The sequence below is a fragment of the Paludicola sp. MB14-C6 genome, assembly GCF_030908625.1.
Taxonomy (GTDB): domain Bacteria; phylum Bacillota; class Clostridia; order Oscillospirales; family Ruminococcaceae; genus Paludihabitans.
This window is the reverse complement of the sequence record NZ_CP133133.1, coordinates 2342080-2363283: the sequence shown is the minus strand read 5'-3', so window position 1 is coordinate 2363283 and position 21204 is coordinate 2342080. Positions and strand designations below refer to the sequence as shown.

The window sequence follows — 21204 nt, the reverse complement described above, 5'->3', positions numbered from 1 at the left end:
TAATTAGTTAACGGTTGGCTAAGTGCCTGTCAACTAATAACGTATAAAGTCGACCGTACAGAGTATTTGTGTGCGGTTTTGGGTTTGGTTACGTGTTGTTTAGGAATGATTACGACTCGTAACAATTACTCAAAGTTAAAATAGAAGTAATGGAGGTTTGGCAAGTGAGCAATATCAAAATGGTTATTAACAATATTAAAGGAATTACCAGAGGTATAATAGATGTTCCAATTGAAAACGGTGTTTATTGTTTAGTTGGAAATAATGGTGTTGGAAAGAGTACAATTATATCGTGTTTAGCACAATTAATATCCCGACATAATCTTGGATTGTTAGGTTTACACGACTATACGCAAGAGTCAAGTGTAGAATTCTTTTATGAAGAGCATCATGATAAATGGCACTGTGAAAATAAGTTTTGGAAAGCAGATACATTTCCAAATACTCTTAGTTTCAATGGAACTTACGAGGGCAGTCTATTTTATGGCATTAGATTTAGAGACTCAAAAAACGTCGATGAACTTATGGAGAATAATAAAATATGTACTGATGATCTGATGAATGCTGATGATTATATTCAGGAAACACTCGGGAAAATATTACATAACGATTCGAGTTATTATACAGGATTGAAACGAGTAAGGAACAAAACAGTTGCAGATAAATTAGGACTAAAAAATACTCCATATTTTCGCACTGTAGGCTCATCCTTAATAAGTCAATATCGTATGAGTTCGGGTGAGTGTCTGCTTATTTCACTTCTACATTTTATTTACAATTCTATAATAAGACGTTCATTACCAACTAATAAGCCAATTTTAATGTTAATGGACGAAATAGAATTAGCATTACATCCACTTGCAATTAATAATTTATTGTCCGTTCTTAACGAATTAACAGAACAATATGAAAATCTTACAGTAATTCTTACTTCTCATTCACCTGAAGTTATTAGAAATATTAAACCAAATAATATTTTTAAAATTGAAAGAATAGTAAATAGTGAAAATAATTTTAATATAGTTAATCCTTGTTATCCAAGTTATGCAATAAGAGATGTATATATACATGATGGATTTGATTATCTTTTATTAGTCGAGGATGAACTGGCAAAAATAATAGTAAAAAAAGCCATAGAGGAATTGAATTTGCAAAACAGCAGATTGGTAAATGTACTACCAGTAGGTGGTTGGCAAAACGTACTAAAACTACAGTATGAACTTATTACGAATAATGTCTTAGGTGTAGGGAAACAAGTTTTTAGCGTTTTAGATGGTGATGTATCTGATAAGGTTGGAAAGGAATTTCGTGCATTAAAGAAATTATTTTTGCCTGTTAGTAGTGTGGAAAAATATTTAAGAAATGTATTATTTACTGTTCCAATTTTATTAGTTAAAAAACAAATAAATGATAATTTCTTTCCTATTGTTTCAATAGATGCTTTATTGAATAATTATAAAAGTAATGAGGAGAAAAATGCTCAAATACTCAAAGATGATTATAAAGAAGATTCAGATGGTAAACGATTATACAATTATCTACTGAAAGACTTAAAAAAAAGAAAAGTAACTGAAGAGATGTTTGTTAATGGTTTATATACAATAATTAAACAAAATGTTGATTTTTCCAAGTTTTATGAATCGCTTAAGATAGAACTTAATTAAAGTTTTCTATGTATAAAGCATAATGCTACAATAGTTATTATAGATAATCGGGGGTTCCAATTGCTTGGTAACTTGGATGTTTATTAATCTTCATATCAATATTTTGCTGCTACAAAATTATCTTGTTAAGCTGTTTAGTACATTTCGGTAGCACACTACGTGCAAGTCAATTATTAAGACAACTTTCCATTATATTTATAACCCCCCCATTTGTAAGAATTAAAACATAGCGACAACATTTATAACTGTCACTTATATATTCTAATTTAGATAATTTTTATTTGAAGTATAAGGAGAATGTATTATGGAAAAGCAATTTCCAACTCATATTGTTGCTGTATTTGGTATTGTAGAAAATCAAAATCATGAGATTTTACTATTAAAACACCGTGAAAAGTCTGTATGGATGTTTCCTGGCGGTCAAGTAGAAATCGGTGAAAACTTAGTTGATGCTTTAATACGTGAAGCAAAAGAAGAAAGCAATATGGATATTACCGTGAATAAATTGTTTAGTATTTCTTCAAATACTTGTACATATCAAGGATATAATGGTTATGGAATAATACCTACAAAAGTTGTTTTTGGATTCACTTGTACCTATATTGGCGGTGAGTTTTGCGACTCAAATGAAACTACAGAATCATGCTGGGTTTCAAAAGAGAAAGTTTTAGATTATATAAAAGTTCCAGATTTCATTGAAAAATATAAAGCATATTTACAATTCAACGGTGACATTCAATATTTAGAATATATAACAAAACCTCAATATGAATTAAAATACACTCACACAATATAAGCAAAAATATGTTTGAATCCAATTATTAAATACTTGCAAGATATAAGATTAATTCTTACTTCTATTTATTATTCAGTTATTCGTTACTAAAATTATACGAGTGATTAACTCCCCTCTCAGTCTGCTACGCAGACAGCTCTCCCAAAGGCGAGCCTTGTAGCCTCTTCTTTAGGAGAGGGGAACCACAGCAGTGGTGGAGAGGTTTAGAAAGTACAAATACAATTTTCGAAAGTAAACTACTTCTATATTTCAGTTTTTACTTCCGTTTTAAAGTTTCACTTCATACACACAAAATCCCCAAATGCAAAGCATTTGGGGATTTCTCATTCATTATATGCTATACGTTTTCTTCAACAACTTGTTTGTATGTTTTTGTATCTACATAAATCTCATCTTTCAATGGATTACGTTTATTCTTGTAAATTCTAACAAACTGGTAAATTGCCAATGCTAGGTTTGCAAGTAAAGAAATTAAGCTTACTACAAAAAATGCTGTTGCGTTATGTGTTGTTGCAACCGGTGCAATACGATCTGCAAAAGAAGGTACTGTCATAACAAACATAATCCATAAAGCAAGTGTATGCGCACGATGTTGCAGCCAAGCACCCTTTTTTATAAAGAAAGTAGGGATTGTGCAAGAAAGTAATAATGCTAAACCACAGTAGAATGAGTGGTCTGCAATACAGTTATATGTATAAGCAAAGTTCCATAAATCATAAGCGATAATCCAAGCCCAAATCATATCCGGCCATATCATATCTTTTGTTTTATCTTTTGAAATAAAGATACCTGCCCAACCACAAATGGTAACGATATTTAATAAGCCTGCAATACCGTTCATGATATTCCATGGTCCTGACATAACCCAAAGATTGTTTACGATACCGCCATCCCATTGACCATATCCAAAGCATTGGAAATCACGAATAGCTGCTTCAAGAATGTTTACTGCTAAAATAATTGCAGGAACGGCTAATGCCCACTTCTTTTTTGCGAATTTTGGGAAATATCTTAGCCCCATAAACCATAAACATCCTGCAAGTGCAGAATACGTTTTAACCCAGTTAAACCAGTTACCGGTTCCATATTCATTTCCCGGCGCTGCTGTAGTTGGCCAAACGAAAATTGTTAATATGATTGGTGTAATTAAAAATAATACGATTCCACCCCATTTTGTTGAACGACCAAATTCGTTAAATGCCATTAAAGCAAAAAGAACAAAAAGCCAAATAGCCCATCCACCAAAACTGGTTGCTTCATATAGAATACCCATATCATTTACCTCCATTAAATCTAATAAAATTATAAGACCAATGCACTTGTTCATACCAATTATCATAATGAGTGCATTTGTTTATTTCATTATATTACAAGATTATGAACTAGTCAAATAAATATTACTAATTATATGATATTAATATTATCTTATTTCTTAAACAAAATCACCAATAGAAGTTCTCATTCATCTTGTGGCATTTTTCTTATATGATTCATAAATTCACTTATTTTGAGAAAGCTATTTATGAGGTGATTTTATGTCTTACGTAAATCCTATGATACAAAGTCAATTTGAATCATTACCAATTGAATTAAAAAATGTCATATTAGAACGTAATGTCCAACTGAACTCAATGGCAGATTTGATTAAAGTGTTAGAAGAAATTTCTGCTGAAGAATAACTGCTTCAATTACGAATATTTGCGTTGTGATTGGGAAAATTGAAAAAGAAAGGAGTTGTTTTTATGACAAATTGTCAATGTAATGTTGACTCTTGCGCAAGCAATCAAAACGGTTGTTGCTGCAGACCATCCATATACGTATCCGGAGCAGGTGCTCAAAATTCTACTGCAACTTGTTGTGGCTCATACGTACCAAAATCAAACGAGTTTTCCAATAGCGTACAATATAGCTCTCCAAACCAATCTTTAAATATAGGCTGTAATGCAACAAATTGTACACATAATCGATCTCATAAATGCAGTGCTAATTCTGTTTGCATTAGCTGTGGAAGCTCTGGTTCAGAATGTGCAACATTTTGCTCAAGATAACTAATACTGGTTTTATTAAAATATCCTCCCTTTGGGAGGATATTTTTTTGTGACCTTATCACAGAATGACTGCTATCAACATGATATACTAACATCATATTATTTGAAAGAGGGATATTATGAGCCAATTTTTTAATTTATTCGCAAATCAAAATAAAAACCCACAAAACAATATAGACAAAAGTCTAGTTGTTAAAATCGAACGTTGTCCTCAAAACCACACTTGCCCATCTGTTCGGATTTGCCCGGTTGGTGCACTTACACAAAAAGGATATTCTGCGCCAACCGTAGATAAAGATAAATGTATCAAATGTGGAAAATGTGTATCATTTTGTCCAAAACGTGCATTAGTCTTAGAATAACGGAACGGAGATATCAATGAAAAACCACAAACTGCTTTTTATTTTTACACTTTTGTATTTTGGATTAGGTTTTTTGAATATCCATTTTGCATTATTAGGACTTATCTGCATGGCATTACCGCTTATTCTTTTGTTCAAAGATAAAAAGAAAACATGGTGTCAAGGTTATTGCCCTAGAGCCAGTCTTTATACGAAATGCGGAAAAACGACTAGTAAATTTTCAAGAAAAACCCCAAGCTTTTTCATTAAAGGAAATATGAAATGGATTATGCTTGGCTATTTCATTGTAAGCTTATCTATTATCATCATTTCTACTGTAAAAGTATATTCTGGTGCAAATCAACCAATGACTTACTTACGATTTTTAATTGCAATACCGATTAAAGGAGAAATGCCACAGTTGTTCCATATGGATTACTTTGCCCCTTGGATTACGCATTTATCCTATCGATTTTATTCAATGATGATGACTACAACAACGTTAGGACTAGTACTTGCATTGTTCTATAAGCCTCGCACATGGTGCACAATATGCCCCATTGCCACTATCTCAGATTCCTATATTAAATCTACAAAGAAATAAGGATAAGCAGAACGAAATTGTTCTGCTTTTCCTTATTTCTTGTGTTTCTTCAAGATAACGCTAAACACAATTGTTAAACACAGTAATATTAAAATTGGTAATACATAACGAATACCCGTTAAAAAGATTATATCGTACCAAGTAAAACTTGTAATAGTACAATTAAAAAAGTCAATTATACTAATTGTAATGTGAATAATAGCAGTTATTGCCACCAATAATAACGCTCCAAACGAAAGATTGCGGAATAATTTGATTTTACTTGTTGTCATATTTGTTCTCCTCATGCATATGTGCTATCACAAACGTAATATTGGCTAACTCCAATCAATTGGTTCTAAACCGTTTTGAATTAAAGCCTCATTTGCTAACTGAAAATGATTACATCCGAAAAAACCTCTACTTGCTGAAAGCGGACTCGGATGTACAGAAGTCAAAATAAGGTGATTGGGGTTAGTAATCAACTCTACTTTTTTCTTAGCATCATTTCCCCACAATAAAAAAACAATTGACTTATCTGATTGATTCAAAAAAGAAATAATTTGATCGGTAAACAGTTCCCAACCCTTCCCCTTGTGACTTAATGGGCTACTGTCACGTACTGTTAAAATAGCATTTAACAGCAAAACACCTTGTTTTGCCCATCGTGATAAATCTCCTGACGCAGAAGATTTTATTCCAATGCTATTTTCTATTTCTTTATAGATATTTCGTAATGATGGTGGAATCTTATTCCCCTCTTTTACAGAAAAGCTCAATCCATGCGCTTGATTCGGCTGATGATAAGGATCTTGTCCTATAATAACTACCTTTACTTTTGTAAATGGTGTTAACCTTAATGCAGTAAATAAGTCTTCTTTTTTAGGATATATCGTTTGTGTATGATATTCATTTTCTATAAAATCATAAAGATTTTGCATATATGGTTTATGCATCTCTTCATGTAACAAGTTATTCCATTCATTTGGTAATTCCCACATAAAAGGTTTCTCCTTTTTAACATATTATCATCCTAAACATAATTATATCTTAATACAGTAAAAAAGCAAATAAAGTTATTTGCTATATACTATCGATAAAGTTAATAATTATTTGATATTTGCAAGATATAAGGTTAATGCTATATCAATATTGGACTATCCGCCCAAACCTGACCATGCTTTTTGGCAATCGCCCCAAAAAGCATGGATAAAAAATGCTTTATTTCTTAAAATTGTTTTTTATATGACATCGCGACTATGTTTATACAAAGCGATAAAATTTCAGCTTGTGCTTTATTATTTTTATTTATTCCCCTAGATAAATTCTTTTAAAATCGTTATGCGACCAGCAATTATACCACGCGATTAAAAATTGATAAAGTAGTATATTTTTACTTTATGTCATTTTCGAAAAAACAATTTTCGCAACTAAATTACTTCTATCTTTTAGTTTTTACTTGCGTTTTCATTTTTTCTACAAACTGAAGCAAATAAAGTTATTTGCTAAAAAGCAAAAAAAATGATATAATCGTAAAAAAACATCGAGAGGATAATAAAAATGAAATACGGAATTATTTGCGCTATGGAAAGCGAAATTAACCTTTTGTTACAAGATATTTTGGCATCTGACAAAAAAGCAATTGCACATAGAGAATTTATAGAAGGAAATTTATACGGAAAAGACGTTGTTCTTGTGAAATCTGGAATTGGCAAAGTAGCAGCTTCCTTAACTACTACTATTTTAATTGACCGCTTCAACGTTGATGAGATAATTTTTTGCGGTACTGCGGGTGGTATTGATAAGGCATTAAACGTAGGCGACGTTGTAATCGGTGATTACACTGTACAACATGACGTTGTTGTTATGGGTGAGCTATTCACAATTCCTAGAGTTGACGTTGACTATTTTCCAAGTAATAAAAATCTTACTTCTGCTTTATATAATGCAGTTACATCTTTTATTGAAAATGATTTAAAAAAGGATATCCCACAAAGCCATTTAGACGAATTTCACATTAGATCACCGAAAGCGGTAATTGGAACTGTAGCATCCGGTGACCAATTTATTTGTGATGGTTCAAAAAATGCTTGGTTAGAAGAAAATGTACGCAACATCCAATGCGTTGAGATGGAGGGTGCGGCAGTGGCGCAGGTTTGCTATGAGTTTGATATTCCATTTGGTATTATTCGTGTAATATCTGACAGTGCGAATGATGGATCTGCGGTAGACTTTGATGCATTTGTTGTAGAAGCAGCTTCTCATTTTACAAGAGGAACAATGAAAGCTTTTTTAAGTAAATAGATTGGAGAATTACTATGGAAATACAACTAGTAAAACCAATACCACAACATGAAACGGCATATTGGGATTTTATAAAAGAATGGAATGAAAAAGGCGAGAAAATTATACCGGCGGCAGTAAAACCGATTGGTAACTCTTATCAGGATTGGCTTACACAGACCGAAAAGTTTGAAAAAAAAGAAACCTGTCCTTCTCAGTTTGTTCCTGCATACACCTATTTTTTAATGGATAACAATCATAAAATTCTCGGTGCAATTAACATCCGCCTTGAATTGAACGAAATGCTTTTGAATTATGGTGGAAATATAGGCTATGGTATAGCTCCAAGCGAGCGAAGAAAAGGATATGCTTCTACAATGCTTGCTCTTTCGCTTCCTATTGCAAAAGAGCTTGGTTTAGAAAAAGTTTTAGTTTGCTGTAATAAAGAAAACATTGGTTCTGCAAAAACGATTCAAAAGAATAATGGTATTTTAGAAGATGAAAGAGCCAATGAAAACGAAATTACACAGCGATATTGGATCACTTTATAATACAAACAGTATAAATATAATTATCTATGTTATATTTAAAGTCTGGCATCAAACAAGATGCCAGACTTTCTTATTTTATCTTATAAAATTTGTTCGGAAAGTTCGTTCAATTTTGGGTGGCTGTATTCCATTTTGCTTGCCTATTTCAATACATTTCAAAAGCCATGCCATATTTCTGCCCAAATTTCTCATGGTTTGAAGTCCCTCTTCATCCTTTTTCACATCTTCTGGTGTGCTTCCATGCACCATATTCCAATAGGTTGAGGATACAACGGGCATTTGTGCAATTGTCATGTACTTGTTTAATACATCAATAGAAGCCGTTGTTCCTGCTCTTCTAGCAGATGCAATTGCCATACCCGGTTTATGTGCAAACACCTTTCCTCCTGCATAAAATACTCTATCTAATATTGATAGAATTCTTCCGCTAGGGTGAGCATAATAAACAGGTGTACCAAAAACAAATCCATCAGCTTCTGCCGCTTTTGCAATGATTTCATTCACGATATCATCATCAAAAACGCACTGATTATTTAATGTTGCACATTTACCACAACCTATACAATCTCGAACAGACTGATTTCCAAGATGCATTATTTCACATTCCACATTTTCTTGCTCTAAAATAGTTGCAATTTCGGATAACGCAGTATATGTGCATCCGTTTTTTCTTGCACTTCCATTTAATAATAAAACTTTCATGACTATCCTCCTATACTCTTATCTAAATGTTAATAAACCAATGCTTATAGTAAAAAAGCGAGAGTCATATAGACTCACGCTTTTTTCACATCATTAAAATGATGTTGATTCAATTCAAAACTATTCAGCTTGAGGAGCGCCTACTGGACAAACACCAGCACAAGCACCACAATCGATACAAGTAGCTGCATCAATTACATATTTGTCATCACCAGCAGAGATTGCTGATACTGGACATTCAGCCTCACAAGCACCACAGTTGATGCATTCATCGCTAATACAATATGCCATAGGGGTTACACCTCCTTAAAAAACTATATATATACTAGCACCTTTTCACCGAAAAATCAACAATTTTCAAGGAAAAGACATTAGAACATATTAAAAATTTACTCTAAACCAGATAATGCAGCAATTTCTTCACGGTCAAGCTTAATTTGAGCGTCACGAATTAAAATGACCTCATCTTTTTTGAACGTACGTGGCGGAGCATCTTGATTTTTTTCCAAACGTACTTGTAATACACCTGTTAAGAGGTTTAAATCAACAACAGTGCCTTTTCCATCAGGAGTATCTACATATGCACCAATTTTCGGAGTAATACTCAATAATTCCTCGTAAACGTTTTGTTCGTATTTCAAGCAACACATTAAGCGTCCGCAAGTTCCGCTGATTTTAGTTGGGTTTAAAGAAAGGCTTTGTTCTTTTGCCATCTTAATAGAAACAGGTTGGAATTCGCCTAAAAATGTTGCACAACAAAATGGTCTTCCGCAAACACCTAATCCACCAAGCATTTTGGATTCATCACGAACACCAATTTGACGAAGCTCAATTCGAGTACGGAATACTGCCGCTAAATCTTTTACAAGCTCTCTAAAATCGACTCTTCCATCAGCAGTAAAATAGAATAAAATTTTATTATTATCAAAAGTATACTCTACATCAACTAATTTCATATCTAATTTATGTTTATCAATTTTTTGCAAACATATTTCAAATGCTTCTTTTTCTTTAATTGCATTATTTTCGATTATTTTAAAATCTTCTTCATTTGCAAGGCGCATAACAGGCTTTAAAGGAGAGACAATGTCATTTACATCCACTTCACGATTCGGTAAAACTACCTCACCACATTCAACACCTCTTGCAGTTTCAACGATTACGTTTTGACCGACTGTAAAAGTACTACCTTGAGGATCAAAATAATATATCTTTCCAACGCTTTTAAATCTAACACCAATTACCTCTGCCATATTCACCATCGTTTCTCTAACGGCGCATAATATTATGTAACCAGCACACACTTGCCGTTAGTAGTAGTGTGTACATTTTTGATTAAGATAATACAGAAAATATTTGAGCACATAACCAATTAACAAGCAATCCAACGTTCATATTTGATTGCATATAATCGTTAGATTGTTGCAATACTTCAACCAATTTATTTGCTTGCGTTAATGTTATTTTATAAGATAACGCTTCTATTTGGTCATCAACAGGTTGTTGTGCATTAACTTTCGTTAAAACAATATTTCGAATTACACGAGTCAATTCGTTAATTAAATTCGATAATTTTTCTTTATCGGCTTTCATATTTGTAAGGACCTTGAGAACCTCATATTCGTTACGCTGTAATATACCTTCTAAAATTGCATTTGAGATTAACTCTACTTCGGAATAGGATTCGCTATTTATAATTTCCAATGCTTTGCCTAATATGCCATTTGAATGGATAGCTGCTTTTTCAATAGAAGCTTCCTCTTTTTCAGGAGCAAGCTCTTTTAAAGCTTGTACACACTCTTCATAGCTTAAAGGGTATAATGGATAAGAAATGCATCGAGATAAAATAGTCTCAGGCACTGCTGCCTTTGACTCTGCGGTTAAAATAAACATTGCGGTCTCAGGTGGTTCTTCTAATACTTTTAAAAAAGCATTAAACGCTCCGATAGACATGGTTTCTATATTTGGAATGATATATACTTGAACTTTGCTTTCATTTGGTTTTATATATGCATCTTGCCTTAATTTACGAATGGTATCAACCGAAATGCTCTTCTTATTATCTTCAATTCCAACGATATGCACATCGGGATGATTACCGGTTAAAAACTTATGGCAACTTGAGCATTGATAACATGGCTTTTCTTCACTTTTACATAAAACACCCATTGCAAAATAATTTGCAAGCGTTTTTTTACCAATACCCTTTGCCCCATAAAACAAATACGCATGACACAAATGCTCACTGTTCAATGAGCGAGTGAGCATTTGAATGAAAGCTTTATTGGAATAAAATTTATATTTCATATTCTGCATTAGATTTTTTCAAATCTTTCTACATTTGTAACAAAAATTGTAGCACCGCCTACTGTTACTTCAACTGGGTATGGAGTATAACCACCCATTCCGTATGCAGCAGGAGAAGGAACCATTTGAGAACGTTTTTTACTCTTTTGAGCAATAATTTCAATCGCCTCATCCACTTTGTCATCTTCTGTACAAATCATAAAAGTTGTATTACCAGCCATTAGAAATCCGCCTGTAGAAGATAATTTAGTTGCAAAAAAGCCTACCTTTGTCAATGCAGATGATACTGCTGAACTGTCGTCATTACTTACAATTGCATAAATCAGTTTCATAATAAGCCACCATTTCTCCAATGTTCATTTTGCAAAACCTTCACTGCACCATTGGAATGCAATAAATGTGATAAAAAGCAAGTATTCCTATACTTTTTACAACTTTATTTTACCACATTAAGAGAAGAAATGCTACTTTTTTTCAAAAGTTTTTGTGTATTTTGGTCAATCTGCTCCCCAGGTAAGACTATTGGCACACCTGGTGGGCACTTAATTTTTACCTCTGCCGCAATTTTTCCAATAGCTTCGTTAATATCACATTTCTCTTGTTCGGAAAATAAAGCTTCTCTGATATTCATATGTCGTTTTGGAATACAATATGAAGCTTTTTCCGTTTGTATTCTCGGTTTCTGTTTAATCGATTGAATCGCAGTAATGATTCTTTGTAAATCAACATCCGAATTCATTGGGGATAGCATAAGCACTACATGACGCTCTGCTGTATATTCAGGTTCAATCTGATAGTTTTGAAAATGTCGCTTTAATTCAACACCTGTTAATCCAACTTGATACGCATCAAATGTAAGCTTTGTAATATCATAATATTTTGAAATAGGTGTAAATCCTTTTTCTCTAGCAATTTGTTCTATACGTAAAACGTTTTCTTGCAATTTTTCAAAATCTTTTTTTGCAAAACAATCCAAATAACAATTGTTTAAATCCAATGATGCTAATATTAAATAAGAAGGACTTGTTGATCCAAATAACGCCATTCCCGATTTCACTTGTTGTTTGGTAATATTACTTTTATTTGATACATGAAGATATGCTCCACCGGTGAGCACCGGTAGCGTTTTGTGTGCACTATCGCAACATAGAGTAGCGCCTAATGTAATAGGATGAATATCTTCAGGTAGAAACTTTAAATGAGCACCATGCGCATTATCCACTACTAGTGGGATATGATGTTGGTTGCAAATCGCTGCAATTGCTTTTACATCGCTGATACACCCCAAATAATCCGGCGAAGTTATATATACGGCTTTTGCATTGGGGCAATCGTTAATTGCTTGTTGTATTGACTGTGGCGTAATTTCGCCGCTCACAAAAAAATCATCATTGAATTTCGGTAATACAAAATACGGAGTAATGTCGAGTAATGCGCACGTATTGATAAAGGATGAGTGAACATTCCTAGCAGCAATTATTGTTTCACCGGGTTTTGCAACCAATTTGAGCATAGCTTGAATGCAAAGTGTTGAGCCTCCGGCAGAAAAGCTTGTGTGCTTGGTTTGGTATAAATATGAAGTGTTTTCTTCTGATTCTAAAATGATGCCATCGGCACTAAATAATTCATCCGCATTTGTTATTTCAGTTATATCATAAGAATAGATTGATTCGTAAGAACTGCCTTTTGGAGCAATACCAATTCCTTTATGCCCAGGCATATGAAGACGTGAACCATTTTGATTGCGATAATTTGTTAAAAAGTCGAAAATTGGTGTATTCATGGTGTTTCCTTTCAACTGGTTGTATTATTTGTATTTTATATGATTTTGGAAAGAGTGTCAATGATTTTCCTTTACATAAAAAAGATAAACGTTTCATAGCGTTTTGGCTTGCAAGTATTCGAAAAAAAATGTTATAATAAATTGTATTTACTAATATATTTTACTTTGTATTGAAAGAAAGGCTCAATTTCTATCATGATAAAACAAATTTGGTCAATAAGAAGCAATGCAAAACTATTTAATGGACTTAATTTTGTAATCACTCTGTTCTCATTGCTCTATACAATACTTATCCTATTTGTATTACCAAATCAAATTATGCTGTTTCACTCCCAATTACACTCAAAATTAATATTACTGATTCTTCCACTTTGTTCAACAATTCTTTGCTGTATTTTCTATCATATTGTGAACAAGCTGAAAAAGAAATTAGCTGATACGAAAAAGATTGATAGAACAGCAACTCAACCAATTCGGGTTTTGCACGACAGCGTAATCGGATTTAACTTTTTATTGATGGTTACTTTGTTTTTTATACAAATTGAATTGCTCAACAGAGCTAAACAAATACAAGGCTTTTCTCCGCTCATAATTTATATCGGCTTAATTTTAATCATACTATTTTTAATAGATTCCATTCGGAAATATATAAAATCAAAATAGGAGTTTTTAAATGAAGTATACACAAGGAAACTATCGCATTGTAAAAAAAGAAAATCTAGCAAAAAACTGTTATGACTTTACAATAGCTTGTCCTGAAATCGCTGAAATTGCTCAAGCAGGACAATTTGCTCATGTAAAAATTAACGGCTTTTCACTTCGTAGACCAATTTCAATTTGTGAGGTTGACAAAGAAAATGGTACGATTCGAATCGTTTTTGAAATTAGAGGCGAAGGAACCAAAGCATTAGCTGATTGCAACGAGAATACATTGATTGACATCATTGCTCCTCTTGGCAATGGATTTACCCTATTGGATTCCTCTAAAAAAGCAATTGTAATCGGCGGCGGAATCGGAGTTCCCCCAATGGTTGAAGTAGCAAAGCATTATCGCAAAAATGCAACTGCAATTATAGGATTTCGTTCTGCAAATGCTGTAATATTAAATGAAGATTTCGATAGTCTTGGTGCTAATGTTATGTTATGTACCGATGACGGTACTATGGGGCAAAAAGGCTATGTCACTACAGCACTAGCCACACGTTTGGAGCAAGAAACTGCCGATATTATTTATGCTTGTGGCCCACATCTTATGTTAAAAGGGATTATTGAGCTTGCAAATAAATATAATATTCGTTGCGAGGTTTCTTTGGAAGAACGTATGGGATGTGGTGTCGGTGCATGCTTAGTATGTGCTTGCAAAACGGTAAAAGACGGGAAAGAATACTTTGCTCATGTTTGTAAGGATGGCCCTGTGTTTGACTCTAAGGAGGTTATACTATAATGGCAAATTTATCTGTAAACTTCGCTGGAGTTACATTTAAAAATCCGATTGTACCGGCTTCCGGTGCTTTTGGCTTTGGCAGAGAATATGAAGAACTATATCCGCTTTCAACTTTAGGCGGTATTTCAACAAAAGGTACAACATTAGAACCAAGAAACGGAAATCCTGCTCCAAGAATTGCAGAAACTCCTTCAGGTATGCTTAATTCTGTAGGATTGCAAAACCCTGGTATTGATTCTTTTTTAGAACATGAAGTTCCGTATTTAGCAACAAAAGATACTCGTATTATAGCGAACATCGCAGGCTCCACAATTGAAGATTGTGTGGAAACTGCAAGACGCATTGAAGGCAGTGCTGTAGACATGATCGAGTTAAATATATCTTGTCCAAATGTAAAAGAAGGCGGAGTTGCTTTTGGAGTAAATTGTAATAGTGCTCAAACAATTACTGAAGCGGTTCGGAACGTGACAACAAAGCCGCTTATGGTAAAGCTTTCACCCAATGTAACAAGCATAACAGATATTGCAAAAGCAGTTGAAGCAGGTGGTGCAGATGCAGTTTCTTTAATCAATACCCTCTTAGGTATGAAAATAGATATCAATACACGCAGACCAATTCTAAGAAACAACGTTGGTGGATTATCAGGACCTGCTGTTTTTCCTGTTGCTGTACGGATGGTTTGGCAAGTTGCAAACAGCGTTTCTATTCCTGTTTGTGGCATGGGAGGCGTTTCTACATGGAAAGATGCCGTTGAAATGATGCTTGCTGGTGCTTCTTTAGTACAAATCGGTGCGGCATTATTCGACACTCCATTTGCTCCTATGAAAATTATCGATGGATTAAATCAATATCTTGACGATAATAAGATAGAAAACATAAACGATATTATCGGTAAAGTGCAGCCTTGGTAGGTCGCATTATTCGATTCAATAAAGGAGAAATCTATGAAAATTATGGCTGTTGACTTTGGCGCCGCTAGAACTGGTCTTGCTGTTTGCGATAGAACGGAATTCTTAGCTTCCCCAGTTGGCGTTATTCATGAGAAAGAATACTTGAAAACTGTTGAAAAAATTGTATATGCTGCGAAAGAATACGGCGTACAAGCAATTATAATTGGATATCCAAAAAACATGGACGGTACAGTTGGCGAAAAAGGCAAAAAGTGCGAAGACTTAGCTAACAAGCTTCACAACATAACTGGGCTTCCTGTAACACTGTGGGATGAACGACAATCCACTATGCAAGCCGCAAACTATTTGAGTGAAGCTAATGTTTATGGGAAAAAGCGCAAAAGTGTTATTGATGAAGTAGCCGCTACTATTCTATTGGAAAGCTATATGGCATATCGTAAAAATCAAGCGGATACAAACTAATTGAAAGAAAAAGGTATACTATGATCGACCTATTTAATAATGCTATTTTTAGGCTAATATTACTTTCTGCTATTGTATCAGCGATTGCAGTTTTATTTGAATTTATTATTTGTAAGTATACTAAGAAAAAAGTTATTGCATATATTTTACCAATATTTCTATTGATACTGACAATCAGTATTTTTACCGTTGCAATACTATTTCCGATGCAAGGAATGATGGATATTGCACTCATTGTTCTTTCGATTCCTTTATTCTTTTCTTCGGTTGCAACTTTTTTATTTGCTTTTATCTATAAACGAAGATTAAAATATTTGAAAAAATAAAACTGAATATGGCACATATCTTTTCACTTCATATTATGATTTTGACACTAGGAGGACTTATCATGTTGCCCATTTCTGAAAATTACATTAACTCTTTATGCGAGTTGAAGACCATTGAAAACAGGGTCTTGTGTGCTGGATATATACAAGATGTTAATGAGGAATACGTTGAAATTCATTACAGGGACGACACAAAGCTTTTGCTTGCAGCTAATACCTTAATTAAAGTCAGTATATTTAACGAAAAACTTGGATTTAAAGTGCTTATCGGGCGAGTATTTATTGGTACAAATGATTTTGTTCGTTTAGTTGAAGTCGTAACACTGATGGATTTTGAAAAAAGAGAATTTTTTAGAATTAACATTTTTGAACATGCAACTCTATATAAAAAATTGGTTACAACTGAAGAAATTCACTACACTGAAGTTCCATCAATTGAAGTTATCGTTAGTAATATTAGTTTATGTGGTATTTATTTTATATCGGAAGAAGAATTTGAGCTGAATCAAACTGTTTATGTTCTTTTAGATTTACCACAAACACTATCTGTTTTTCCATGTATCATTCAACGAATTCAACCCGAAAATGATAAATATGGCTATGGCTGCGAATTTACAGATAATGATCAACGTCAGATGGATAATTTATATAAATATATCTATCTAAAGCAAGTTGAATTCTTACGAAAAAGTCGAGAAGCTGAATCTTAATATTAAGATAAAGATAAAAATGGGGATTTAAAAATGAGTTTATTAGAATGGTTTGACTTTTATGAATCTGGAAACCCACTCATTGACAGCCAACACAAGCAATTATTAAAAATGATTAACAATTATAAAATCAGCTGCCAATTTAATATGAAAGAAAAAGCGATACGAGAATTTATTGAATTTCTAAAGCACTATGTCGAATATCACTTTCAAGCAGAAGAAGCTTTTCAAAAAACAAGCATGTATCCCGACTTTAGGAAACACCAAGCCGCACATGATATGATTTGTATTCAATTGAAAAACTTATGTTTAAAATTAGAAACGAAAGATTATTCAAATGAATTTCAAAATGAATTTGAACTTTTCTTTATAAATAGTGTCAATAAACATTTATATGAGGAAGATATACCTTTTTGTATTTTCTATAAAAATTACACAGAAGCGACCGCAGTTTGAACTACGGTCGCTTCTTTATTTCAAAATATTCACAAGCTAAATCATTGGGTAAGATTCTTGTTCCTTCGCCTATTTTATAATTTCTGCTATGCAGATTTCCTTTTTTCTTACAAAAATAATATGGCTCACAACGATAAGCATGAACACGATTATCCAATAAAAAATAGATACAGTCTTTACATTGTGATGTTATGCACATATTTATCTCCTTATTTATTCTACTTTAGTCTTTAACATTCCGATTCATTATGTAAGCAATGGTCAATGGCAATAACCATTGCAGTAAAAAATGCAGAATCCTCATTATCTACAACAGTTAAGCAATAAGTATCTCCCCATGTAAACCACTTCTTATGGATTTCTCCAATTAAGACATTATTACATTCAATCGAAAAATCCATACTCAGAAAATCGCCTTTCATCACAAAATCTCCGCAGTTACTACTTACATTTAATTTGGGTGTAATGAAAGACAACTCTTTTTTCACTCGAGCATAAAGTGTTTCATTGCGATATATTTCGTATTCAGGTAAAAAACACATTAGCTTTTGTTTGATATAAAACAACTCTCGTTCATAGCGATTATAGATATGAATTTTTGCTCCCCAGCTAAATAGCTCGCCTTCTACTTCATATACTACTTCTCCATTCTCATTATATACAAAGAACCTATCTTTCCAAGAAAAAATTTTTTGCTTAATAAATAAATTCATTGTTATAATCAATCCTTTCTAATGGACTGAGACGCTGTAATAACATAAAAGTGATTTATCAGGGTTTTTTGTTTCATTAGGTTAAAAGTACACTTTTTAAAAACGAATAGCATTTACTCTATAAGTATACAAAATGCTATTCAATTATGCAAGAAACACAAAAAACCACTCCTATAAGAGGAGTGGTCAGATGTATTCAAAAAATTATTTGCTTAATTCAGCAAAGTATTTAATTGTTCTTACCATGTTGCTTGTGTAAGAGTTTTCATTATCGTACCAAGCTACAACTTGAACTTGAGAAGTACCGTTATCCATTTTAGTTACCATTGTTTGAGTTGCATCAAATAATGAACCATAATTGATACCAACGATATCAGAAGATACTAATTCTTCTTCTGTGTAACCGAAAGAAGGATTAGAAGCAGCTTTCATAGCAGCATTAATTTGATCTTTTGTTACTTCGCCTTCAACTACTGCAGTTAAAATAGTAGTAGAACCTGTTGGAACTGGAACACGTTGTGCAGAACCGATTAGTTTGCCGTTTAGTTCAGGAATAACTAAACCGATAGCTTTTGCAGCACCAGTAGAGTTTGGAACGATATTGCAAGCAGCAGCTCTAGCTCTTCTTAGGTCGCCTTTTCTGTGAGGACCATCAAGAACCATTTGGTCACCAGTGTAAGCATGGATTGTAGCCATAATACCGCTCTTAATAGGAGCAAGTTTATTTAATGCGTTAGCCATAGGAGCTAAGCAGTTTGTTGTACAAGAAGCAGCAGAAATGATTGTATCTTCTTTTGTTAAAATATTTTCATTTACGCCGAATACAACTGTTGGTAGGTCGTTTCCTGCTGGAGCAGAAATAACAACTCTTTTAGCACCTGCATCAATGTGTGCTTGAGATTTTGCTTTAGATACATAGAAACCAGTACATTCTAGAACAACGTCAACGCCGATTTCGCCCCAAGGTAGCTCAGCAGCATTAGCTTTTGCGTAGATTTTAATTTCTTTACCATCAACAACGATAGACTCTTCTTTTGCTTCAACTTTATCAGCTAGAGCATATCTACCTTGTGCTGAATCGTATTTTAATAAGTGAGCAAGCATTTTAGGATTTGTTAAATCGTTGATTGCAACAACTTCATATCCTTCTGCTCCGAACATTTGTCTGAATGCTAGACGTCCAATACGTCCAAAACCATTAATAGCAACTTTAACTGCCATAATAAAAAACCTCCTAAGTTTTAATACTTTAATTATTTTAAACTATTTCTCTTAAAATAGCAATAGTTTGTTAGAAAATTAACGGAATATTTATTTCATTAATAATTATATTATTAACATAATTATTAATCATAATCGCATAATACAATTATAATTTAATATCTTTACAAACAATATTATATTTTGTATAATAGATTTGGTTTTAGGTAAAATATGGTGATTGGTGGTGAAATATAGGGATGGGGAAAAACGAATATGCAATATTGGATAATCAAAATACTCCGATATTTATTTGCAATACCAATTTTACAGTTATTTATATAAATAATTTTATTAAAAACAATGCAATAAACATCAAATGCGGGGATAGCTTACACAATTATTCTGCTTTAAACGCCAAGCTTCTAAGCAATGCATCTGATGAATTGAAAAAAGGAACCCCATTTCATTGTGAAACATTTATATTAAACTATATTGATTATCCAATTCATTTTATTCCGGTACAATCAGAGCAAAACAAAACTGAAAAAATAGTTTGTTATTTGGAGTATAATAAAAAAACGAAAATAACCCAACAATTAGATCATAGTTCTTTATATGGGGCATTACAGGGGCCTGCTGTTCGTATTTTAAATTTGCTTCCTCCTATTGCTCAAAAGCTAACCCAACTTGAAGAATATGATGACTTAAAGCCATTAAATCATATTGCCAAAAACAGCTATCAAATATTAAGAAAATCAGCCGAAGTTTCAAACTATTATAATTTAATTAATAATAAAATCAAATTTAATCTTTCTTATCATATCATAAACAACTATTTAGAAAATTTAGTAAAAGCACTTCAATTATTACTCCTAAACTCGGGATACAAACTTACTTATGAGATTTGCCCTCAAAACGTAATTTGCCTATTTGATGAAGAATATCTATCTATTGCACTTTTTCATATTATTTCTAACAGCTGCATTTTTTCGCCGAAAGAATCAACCATTCATATTTCTTTAAAAACCAATAATGATTTTGTATCTATTACAATAACTGATGAAAGCATTGGAATTCCTCAAAAGAAAATGGATCGAATTTTTAGGCCATTCTATTCCGCAATTGATAGTAATAAAGCCTTAGAACAAGAAAGTATCGGATTAGGGCTTCCCATTACCAAAAAAATCGTAGAAGCCTTTAATGGAAAACTTTTTATTACAAGCGAAGTTAATAAAGGAACGACTGTTGTATTGGCTCTTCCAATTGCTAATGAATCGGAAATTCCACTTACAATAAAATCGGATAACAATCGTTATATTACAAACAGGCTTTCCAACATGTATATTTACTTTAGTAATATTTGTGATATCTCACTATTTTGATGCATCTGTAATTTTATTTGCAGATGTTTATTATTTGTATAGACCTTTTTGACTTCTTCGTTCCATTATAATGGTATCTCTCCATACACCATTGCAATCTTGTGCAATTTTTTCACGATACCCAATTTCACGAAAGCCGCACTTTTTATGCAAAGCAATACTTGGCTCATTATCGCTCATTATAGATGAATATAAAGTCCAAATACCATTTTGCTCAGATTGTTCTATTATATGATTGATAAGCATAGATCCAACACCTTTGCCTTTATAATTATTATGAATGTAAACGCTCAATTCAGCTACACCACGAAATGCCGGTCGAGCAGATGTTGGTGATAGCAGTGCAAACCCGATTACTTGCTCCTCATCGAGTGCAACAAATCTACAAAACGAATGATGAATAGCGTCCCATTCTTCATAAGTAGGACTTTGCATTTGAAAAGTTGCTAGATTGGTTGCAATTCCTTGTTCGTAAATTTTCTGTATGAATGGATAATCCGTTTCCATTTCGTTTCGAATTGTAAATTTCAAATAAATCT

The 21204-nt window shown here is 33.0% G+C and carries 29 protein-coding genes; 16 read left to right on the top strand and 13 right to left on the bottom strand.

Annotation, left to right across the window (positions count from 1 at the left end):
- Positions 1-164 precede the first annotated feature (164 nt).
- Both RBG61_RS11270 and RBG61_RS11265 read left to right on the top strand, forming a co-directional pair.
- Positions 165-1664, top strand: a complete 1500-nt coding sequence (locus RBG61_RS11270; protein ID WP_307943514.1) for an ATP-dependent nuclease — start codon at positions 165-167, stop codon at positions 1662-1664.
- Positions 1665-1968: 304 nt separating this feature from the next.
- A complete protein-coding gene (locus RBG61_RS11265) occupies positions 1969-2460 on the top strand; it encodes an NUDIX hydrolase (protein ID WP_307943512.1) in 492 nt (163 codons plus the stop codon).
- Positions 2461-2797: 337 nt separating this feature from the next.
- Here RBG61_RS11265 and RBG61_RS11260 read toward each other — a convergent pair whose 3' ends face one another.
- Positions 2798-3733, bottom strand: a complete 936-nt coding sequence (locus tag RBG61_RS11260; protein ID WP_307943510.1) for a DUF5692 family protein — start codon at positions 3731-3733, stop codon at positions 2798-2800.
- Positions 3734-3995: 262 nt separating this feature from the next.
- Here RBG61_RS11260 and RBG61_RS11255 point away from each other — a divergent pair, with 262 nt between their 5' ends.
- The 4 genes from RBG61_RS11255 (at position 3996) to RBG61_RS11240 (ending at position 5453) form a co-directional block, all read left to right on the top strand.
- The gene (locus RBG61_RS11255; RefSeq protein ID WP_307943508.1) at positions 3996-4139 is read left to right on the top strand and encodes a hypothetical protein; all 144 of its coding nucleotides are present in this window, start codon (positions 3996-3998) and stop codon (positions 4137-4139) included.
- Positions 4140-4202: 63 nt separating this feature from the next.
- On the top strand, positions 4203-4508 hold the full coding sequence (locus RBG61_RS11250) for a DUF1540 domain-containing protein (RefSeq protein WP_307943506.1): 306 nt from the start codon (positions 4203-4205) through the stop codon (positions 4506-4508).
- Between the two features lie 119 nt (positions 4509-4627).
- Positions 4628-4870 (top strand): 4Fe-4S dicluster domain-containing protein, encoded by a 243-nt coding sequence (locus tag RBG61_RS11245; RefSeq protein WP_307943503.1) that lies wholly within the window; start codon positions 4628-4630, stop codon positions 4868-4870.
- Between the two features lie 16 nt (positions 4871-4886).
- Positions 4887-5453 (top strand): hypothetical protein, encoded by a 567-nt coding sequence (locus RBG61_RS11240; RefSeq protein ID WP_307943501.1) that lies wholly within the window; start codon positions 4887-4889, stop codon positions 5451-5453.
- A gap of 32 nt (positions 5454-5485) precedes the next feature.
- Here the strand turns inward: RBG61_RS11240 and RBG61_RS11235 are convergent, their stop codons facing one another.
- Both RBG61_RS11235 and RBG61_RS11230 read right to left on the bottom strand, forming a co-directional pair.
- Positions 5486-5725 carry a hypothetical protein gene (locus RBG61_RS11235; protein ID WP_307943499.1) on the bottom strand — a complete coding sequence of 80 codons (240 nt, stop codon included), beginning with the start codon at positions 5723-5725 and terminating at the stop codon, positions 5486-5488.
- Between the two features lie 45 nt (positions 5726-5770).
- Entirely contained in the window at positions 5771-6433 is a 663-nt protein-coding gene (locus RBG61_RS11230; protein WP_307943497.1) for a uracil-DNA glycosylase, read from the bottom strand.
- 559 nt (positions 6434-6992) lie between these two features.
- On the opposite strand from RBG61_RS11230, the gene RBG61_RS11225 reads away from it, so the two are divergent.
- Positions 6993-7736, top strand: a complete 744-nt coding sequence (locus RBG61_RS11225; RefSeq protein ID WP_307943496.1) for a 5'-methylthioadenosine/adenosylhomocysteine nucleosidase — start codon at positions 6993-6995, stop codon at positions 7734-7736.
- Positions 7737-7750: 14 nt separating this feature from the next.
- Complete coding sequence (locus RBG61_RS11220) at positions 7751-8266, top strand: GNAT family N-acetyltransferase (protein ID WP_307943494.1); 516 nt, start codon at positions 7751-7753, stop codon at positions 8264-8266.
- Between the two features lie 75 nt (positions 8267-8341).
- Here the strand turns inward: RBG61_RS11220 and RBG61_RS11215 are convergent, their stop codons facing one another.
- The 6 genes from RBG61_RS11215 to RBG61_RS11190 all read right to left on the bottom strand — a co-directional run bounded on the left by RBG61_RS11215 (position 8342) and on the right by RBG61_RS11190 (position 13058).
- A complete protein-coding gene (locus tag RBG61_RS11215; protein WP_307943492.1) occupies positions 8342-8968 on the bottom strand; it encodes a flavodoxin family protein in 627 nt (208 codons plus the stop codon).
- Between the two features lie 120 nt (positions 8969-9088).
- On the bottom strand, positions 9089-9259 hold the full coding sequence (locus tag RBG61_RS11210) for a 4Fe-4S dicluster domain-containing protein (RefSeq protein WP_307943491.1): 171 nt from the start codon (positions 9257-9259) through the stop codon (positions 9089-9091).
- A 98-nt stretch (positions 9260-9357) separates the two neighbouring features.
- Positions 9358-10221 (bottom strand): PSP1 domain-containing protein, encoded by an 864-nt coding sequence (locus RBG61_RS11205; protein WP_307943488.1) that lies wholly within the window; start codon positions 10219-10221, stop codon positions 9358-9360.
- A gap of 82 nt (positions 10222-10303) precedes the next feature.
- Positions 10304-11275, bottom strand: a complete 972-nt coding sequence (locus tag RBG61_RS11200) for an ATP-binding protein (protein ID WP_307943486.1) — start codon at positions 11273-11275, stop codon at positions 10304-10306.
- 8 nt (positions 11276-11283) lie between these two features.
- The gene (locus tag RBG61_RS11195) at positions 11284-11607 is read right to left on the bottom strand and encodes a cyclic-di-AMP receptor (protein ID WP_307943484.1); all 324 of its coding nucleotides are present in this window, start codon (positions 11605-11607) and stop codon (positions 11284-11286) included.
- A gap of 104 nt (positions 11608-11711) precedes the next feature.
- The gene (locus RBG61_RS11190; RefSeq protein ID WP_307943483.1) at positions 11712-13058 is read right to left on the bottom strand and encodes an aminotransferase class I/II-fold pyridoxal phosphate-dependent enzyme; all 1347 of its coding nucleotides are present in this window, start codon (positions 13056-13058) and stop codon (positions 11712-11714) included.
- Positions 13059-13253: 195 nt separating this feature from the next.
- Here RBG61_RS11190 and RBG61_RS11185 point away from each other — a divergent pair, with 195 nt between their 5' ends.
- The 7 genes from RBG61_RS11185 (at position 13254) to RBG61_RS11155 (ending at position 17367) form a co-directional block, all read left to right on the top strand.
- Entirely contained in the window at positions 13254-13721 is a 468-nt protein-coding gene (locus RBG61_RS11185; RefSeq protein ID WP_307943481.1) for a hypothetical protein, read from the top strand.
- A 10-nt stretch (positions 13722-13731) separates the two neighbouring features.
- Entirely contained in the window at positions 13732-14502 is a 771-nt protein-coding gene (locus RBG61_RS11180) for a dihydroorotate dehydrogenase electron transfer subunit (protein ID WP_307943480.1), read from the top strand.
- Positions 14502-15413, top strand: coding sequence for a dihydroorotate dehydrogenase (locus RBG61_RS11175; RefSeq protein ID WP_307943478.1), 912 nt, complete (start codon positions 14502-14504; stop codon positions 15411-15413). The genes RBG61_RS11180 and RBG61_RS11175 overlap by 1 nt, the downstream gene beginning before the upstream one ends.
- A gap of 33 nt (positions 15414-15446) precedes the next feature.
- The gene (gene ruvX, locus RBG61_RS11170; protein WP_307943476.1) at positions 15447-15875 is read left to right on the top strand and encodes a Holliday junction resolvase RuvX; all 429 of its coding nucleotides are present in this window, start codon (positions 15447-15449) and stop codon (positions 15873-15875) included.
- A 20-nt stretch (positions 15876-15895) separates the two neighbouring features.
- On the top strand, positions 15896-16201 hold the full coding sequence (locus RBG61_RS11165) for a hypothetical protein (RefSeq protein WP_307943474.1): 306 nt from the start codon (positions 15896-15898) through the stop codon (positions 16199-16201).
- 62 nt (positions 16202-16263) lie between these two features.
- Positions 16264-16911, top strand: coding sequence for a PilZ domain-containing protein (locus RBG61_RS11160; protein ID WP_307943472.1), 648 nt, complete (start codon positions 16264-16266; stop codon positions 16909-16911).
- A 33-nt stretch (positions 16912-16944) separates the two neighbouring features.
- On the top strand, positions 16945-17367 hold the full coding sequence (locus RBG61_RS11155) for a bacteriohemerythrin (RefSeq protein ID WP_307943469.1): 423 nt from the start codon (positions 16945-16947) through the stop codon (positions 17365-17367).
- Position 17368: 1 nt separating this feature from the next.
- On the opposite strand, the gene RBG61_RS11150 is transcribed toward RBG61_RS11155, so the two are convergent.
- The 3 genes from RBG61_RS11150 to gap all read right to left on the bottom strand — a co-directional run bounded on the left by RBG61_RS11150 (position 17369) and on the right by gap (position 19301).
- Positions 17369-17566 carry a hypothetical protein gene (locus RBG61_RS11150; RefSeq protein WP_307943467.1) on the bottom strand — a complete coding sequence of 66 codons (198 nt, stop codon included), beginning with the start codon at positions 17564-17566 and terminating at the stop codon, positions 17369-17371.
- A gap of 31 nt (positions 17567-17597) precedes the next feature.
- Positions 17598-18080 carry an LURP-one-related/scramblase family protein gene (locus tag RBG61_RS11145; RefSeq protein ID WP_307943464.1) on the bottom strand — a complete coding sequence of 161 codons (483 nt, stop codon included), beginning with the start codon at positions 18078-18080 and terminating at the stop codon, positions 17598-17600.
- A gap of 204 nt (positions 18081-18284) precedes the next feature.
- Positions 18285-19301: a type I glyceraldehyde-3-phosphate dehydrogenase gene (gene gap / locus RBG61_RS11140; RefSeq protein ID WP_307943462.1), complete on the bottom strand. Its 1017-nt coding sequence runs from the start codon at positions 19299-19301 to the stop codon at positions 18285-18287.
- Positions 19302-19540: 239 nt separating this feature from the next.
- Between gap and RBG61_RS11135 the strand changes: the two genes are divergently transcribed.
- Positions 19541-20665: a sensor histidine kinase gene (locus tag RBG61_RS11135; protein ID WP_307943459.1), complete on the top strand. Its 1125-nt coding sequence runs from the start codon at positions 19541-19543 to the stop codon at positions 20663-20665.
- Between the two features lie 30 nt (positions 20666-20695).
- Here the strand turns inward: RBG61_RS11135 and RBG61_RS11130 are convergent, their stop codons facing one another.
- Positions 20696-21196, bottom strand: coding sequence for a GNAT family N-acetyltransferase (locus RBG61_RS11130; protein WP_307943457.1), 501 nt, complete (start codon positions 21194-21196; stop codon positions 20696-20698).
- Positions 21197-21204: the final 8 nt, after the last annotated feature.

What these genes read in the sequence shown, in the direction of transcription:
- RBG61_RS11265 (WP_307943512.1), top strand. Translation starts at nt 1,969, where the DNA reads ATGGAAAAGCAATTTCCAACTCATATTGTTGCTGTATTTGGTATTGTA.
- RBG61_RS11260 (WP_307943510.1), bottom strand. Translation starts at nt 3,733, where the DNA reads ATGGGTATTCTATATGAAGCAACCAGTTTTGGTGGATGGGCTATTTGG.
- RBG61_RS11255 (WP_307943508.1), top strand. Translation starts at nt 3,996, where the DNA reads ATGTCTTACGTAAATCCTATGATACAAAGTCAATTTGAATCATTACCA.
- RBG61_RS11250 (WP_307943506.1), top strand. Translation starts at nt 4,203, where the DNA reads ATGACAAATTGTCAATGTAATGTTGACTCTTGCGCAAGCAATCAAAAC.
- RBG61_RS11245 (WP_307943503.1), top strand. Translation starts at nt 4,628, where the DNA reads ATGAGCCAATTTTTTAATTTATTCGCAAATCAAAATAAAAACCCACAA.
- RBG61_RS11240 (WP_307943501.1), top strand. Translation starts at nt 4,887, where the DNA reads ATGAAAAACCACAAACTGCTTTTTATTTTTACACTTTTGTATTTTGGA.
- RBG61_RS11235 (WP_307943499.1), bottom strand. Translation starts at nt 5,725, where the DNA reads ATGACAACAAGTAAAATCAAATTATTCCGCAATCTTTCGTTTGGAGCG.
- RBG61_RS11230 (WP_307943497.1), bottom strand. Translation starts at nt 6,433, where the DNA reads ATGTGGGAATTACCAAATGAATGGAATAACTTGTTACATGAAGAGATG.
- RBG61_RS11225 (WP_307943496.1), top strand. Translation starts at nt 6,993, where the DNA reads ATGAAATACGGAATTATTTGCGCTATGGAAAGCGAAATTAACCTTTTG.
- RBG61_RS11220 (WP_307943494.1), top strand. Translation starts at nt 7,751, where the DNA reads ATGGAAATACAACTAGTAAAACCAATACCACAACATGAAACGGCATAT.
- RBG61_RS11215 (WP_307943492.1), bottom strand. Translation starts at nt 8,968, where the DNA reads ATGAAAGTTTTATTATTAAATGGAAGTGCAAGAAAAAACGGATGCACA.
- RBG61_RS11210 (WP_307943491.1), bottom strand. Translation starts at nt 9,259, where the DNA reads ATGGCATATTGTATTAGCGATGAATGCATCAACTGTGGTGCTTGTGAG.
- RBG61_RS11205 (WP_307943488.1), bottom strand. Translation starts at nt 10,221, where the DNA reads ATGGCAGAGGTAATTGGTGTTAGATTTAAAAGCGTTGGAAAGATATAT.
- RBG61_RS11200 (WP_307943486.1), bottom strand. Translation starts at nt 11,275, where the DNA reads ATGAAATATAAATTTTATTCCAATAAAGCTTTCATTCAAATGCTCACT.
- RBG61_RS11195 (WP_307943484.1), bottom strand. Translation starts at nt 11,607, where the DNA reads ATGAAACTGATTTATGCAATTGTAAGTAATGACGACAGTTCAGCAGTA.
- RBG61_RS11190 (WP_307943483.1), bottom strand. Translation starts at nt 13,058, where the DNA reads ATGAATACACCAATTTTCGACTTTTTAACAAATTATCGCAATCAAAAT.
- RBG61_RS11185 (WP_307943481.1), top strand. Translation starts at nt 13,254, where the DNA reads ATGATAAAACAAATTTGGTCAATAAGAAGCAATGCAAAACTATTTAAT.
- RBG61_RS11180 (WP_307943480.1), top strand. Translation starts at nt 13,732, where the DNA reads ATGAAGTATACACAAGGAAACTATCGCATTGTAAAAAAAGAAAATCTA.
- RBG61_RS11175 (WP_307943478.1), top strand. Translation starts at nt 14,502, where the DNA reads ATGGCAAATTTATCTGTAAACTTCGCTGGAGTTACATTTAAAAATCCG.
- ruvX (WP_307943476.1), top strand. Translation starts at nt 15,447, where the DNA reads ATGAAAATTATGGCTGTTGACTTTGGCGCCGCTAGAACTGGTCTTGCT.
- RBG61_RS11165 (WP_307943474.1), top strand. Translation starts at nt 15,896, where the DNA reads ATGATCGACCTATTTAATAATGCTATTTTTAGGCTAATATTACTTTCT.
- RBG61_RS11160 (WP_307943472.1), top strand. Translation starts at nt 16,264, where the DNA reads ATGTTGCCCATTTCTGAAAATTACATTAACTCTTTATGCGAGTTGAAG.
- RBG61_RS11155 (WP_307943469.1), top strand. Translation starts at nt 16,945, where the DNA reads ATGAGTTTATTAGAATGGTTTGACTTTTATGAATCTGGAAACCCACTC.
- RBG61_RS11150 (WP_307943467.1), bottom strand. Translation starts at nt 17,566, where the DNA reads ATGTGCATAACATCACAATGTAAAGACTGTATCTATTTTTTATTGGAT.
- RBG61_RS11145 (WP_307943464.1), bottom strand. Translation starts at nt 18,080, where the DNA reads ATGAATTTATTTATTAAGCAAAAAATTTTTTCTTGGAAAGATAGGTTC.
- gap (WP_307943462.1), bottom strand. Translation starts at nt 19,301, where the DNA reads ATGGCAGTTAAAGTTGCTATTAATGGTTTTGGACGTATTGGACGTCTA.
- RBG61_RS11135 (WP_307943459.1), top strand. Translation starts at nt 19,541, where the DNA reads ATGGGGAAAAACGAATATGCAATATTGGATAATCAAAATACTCCGATA.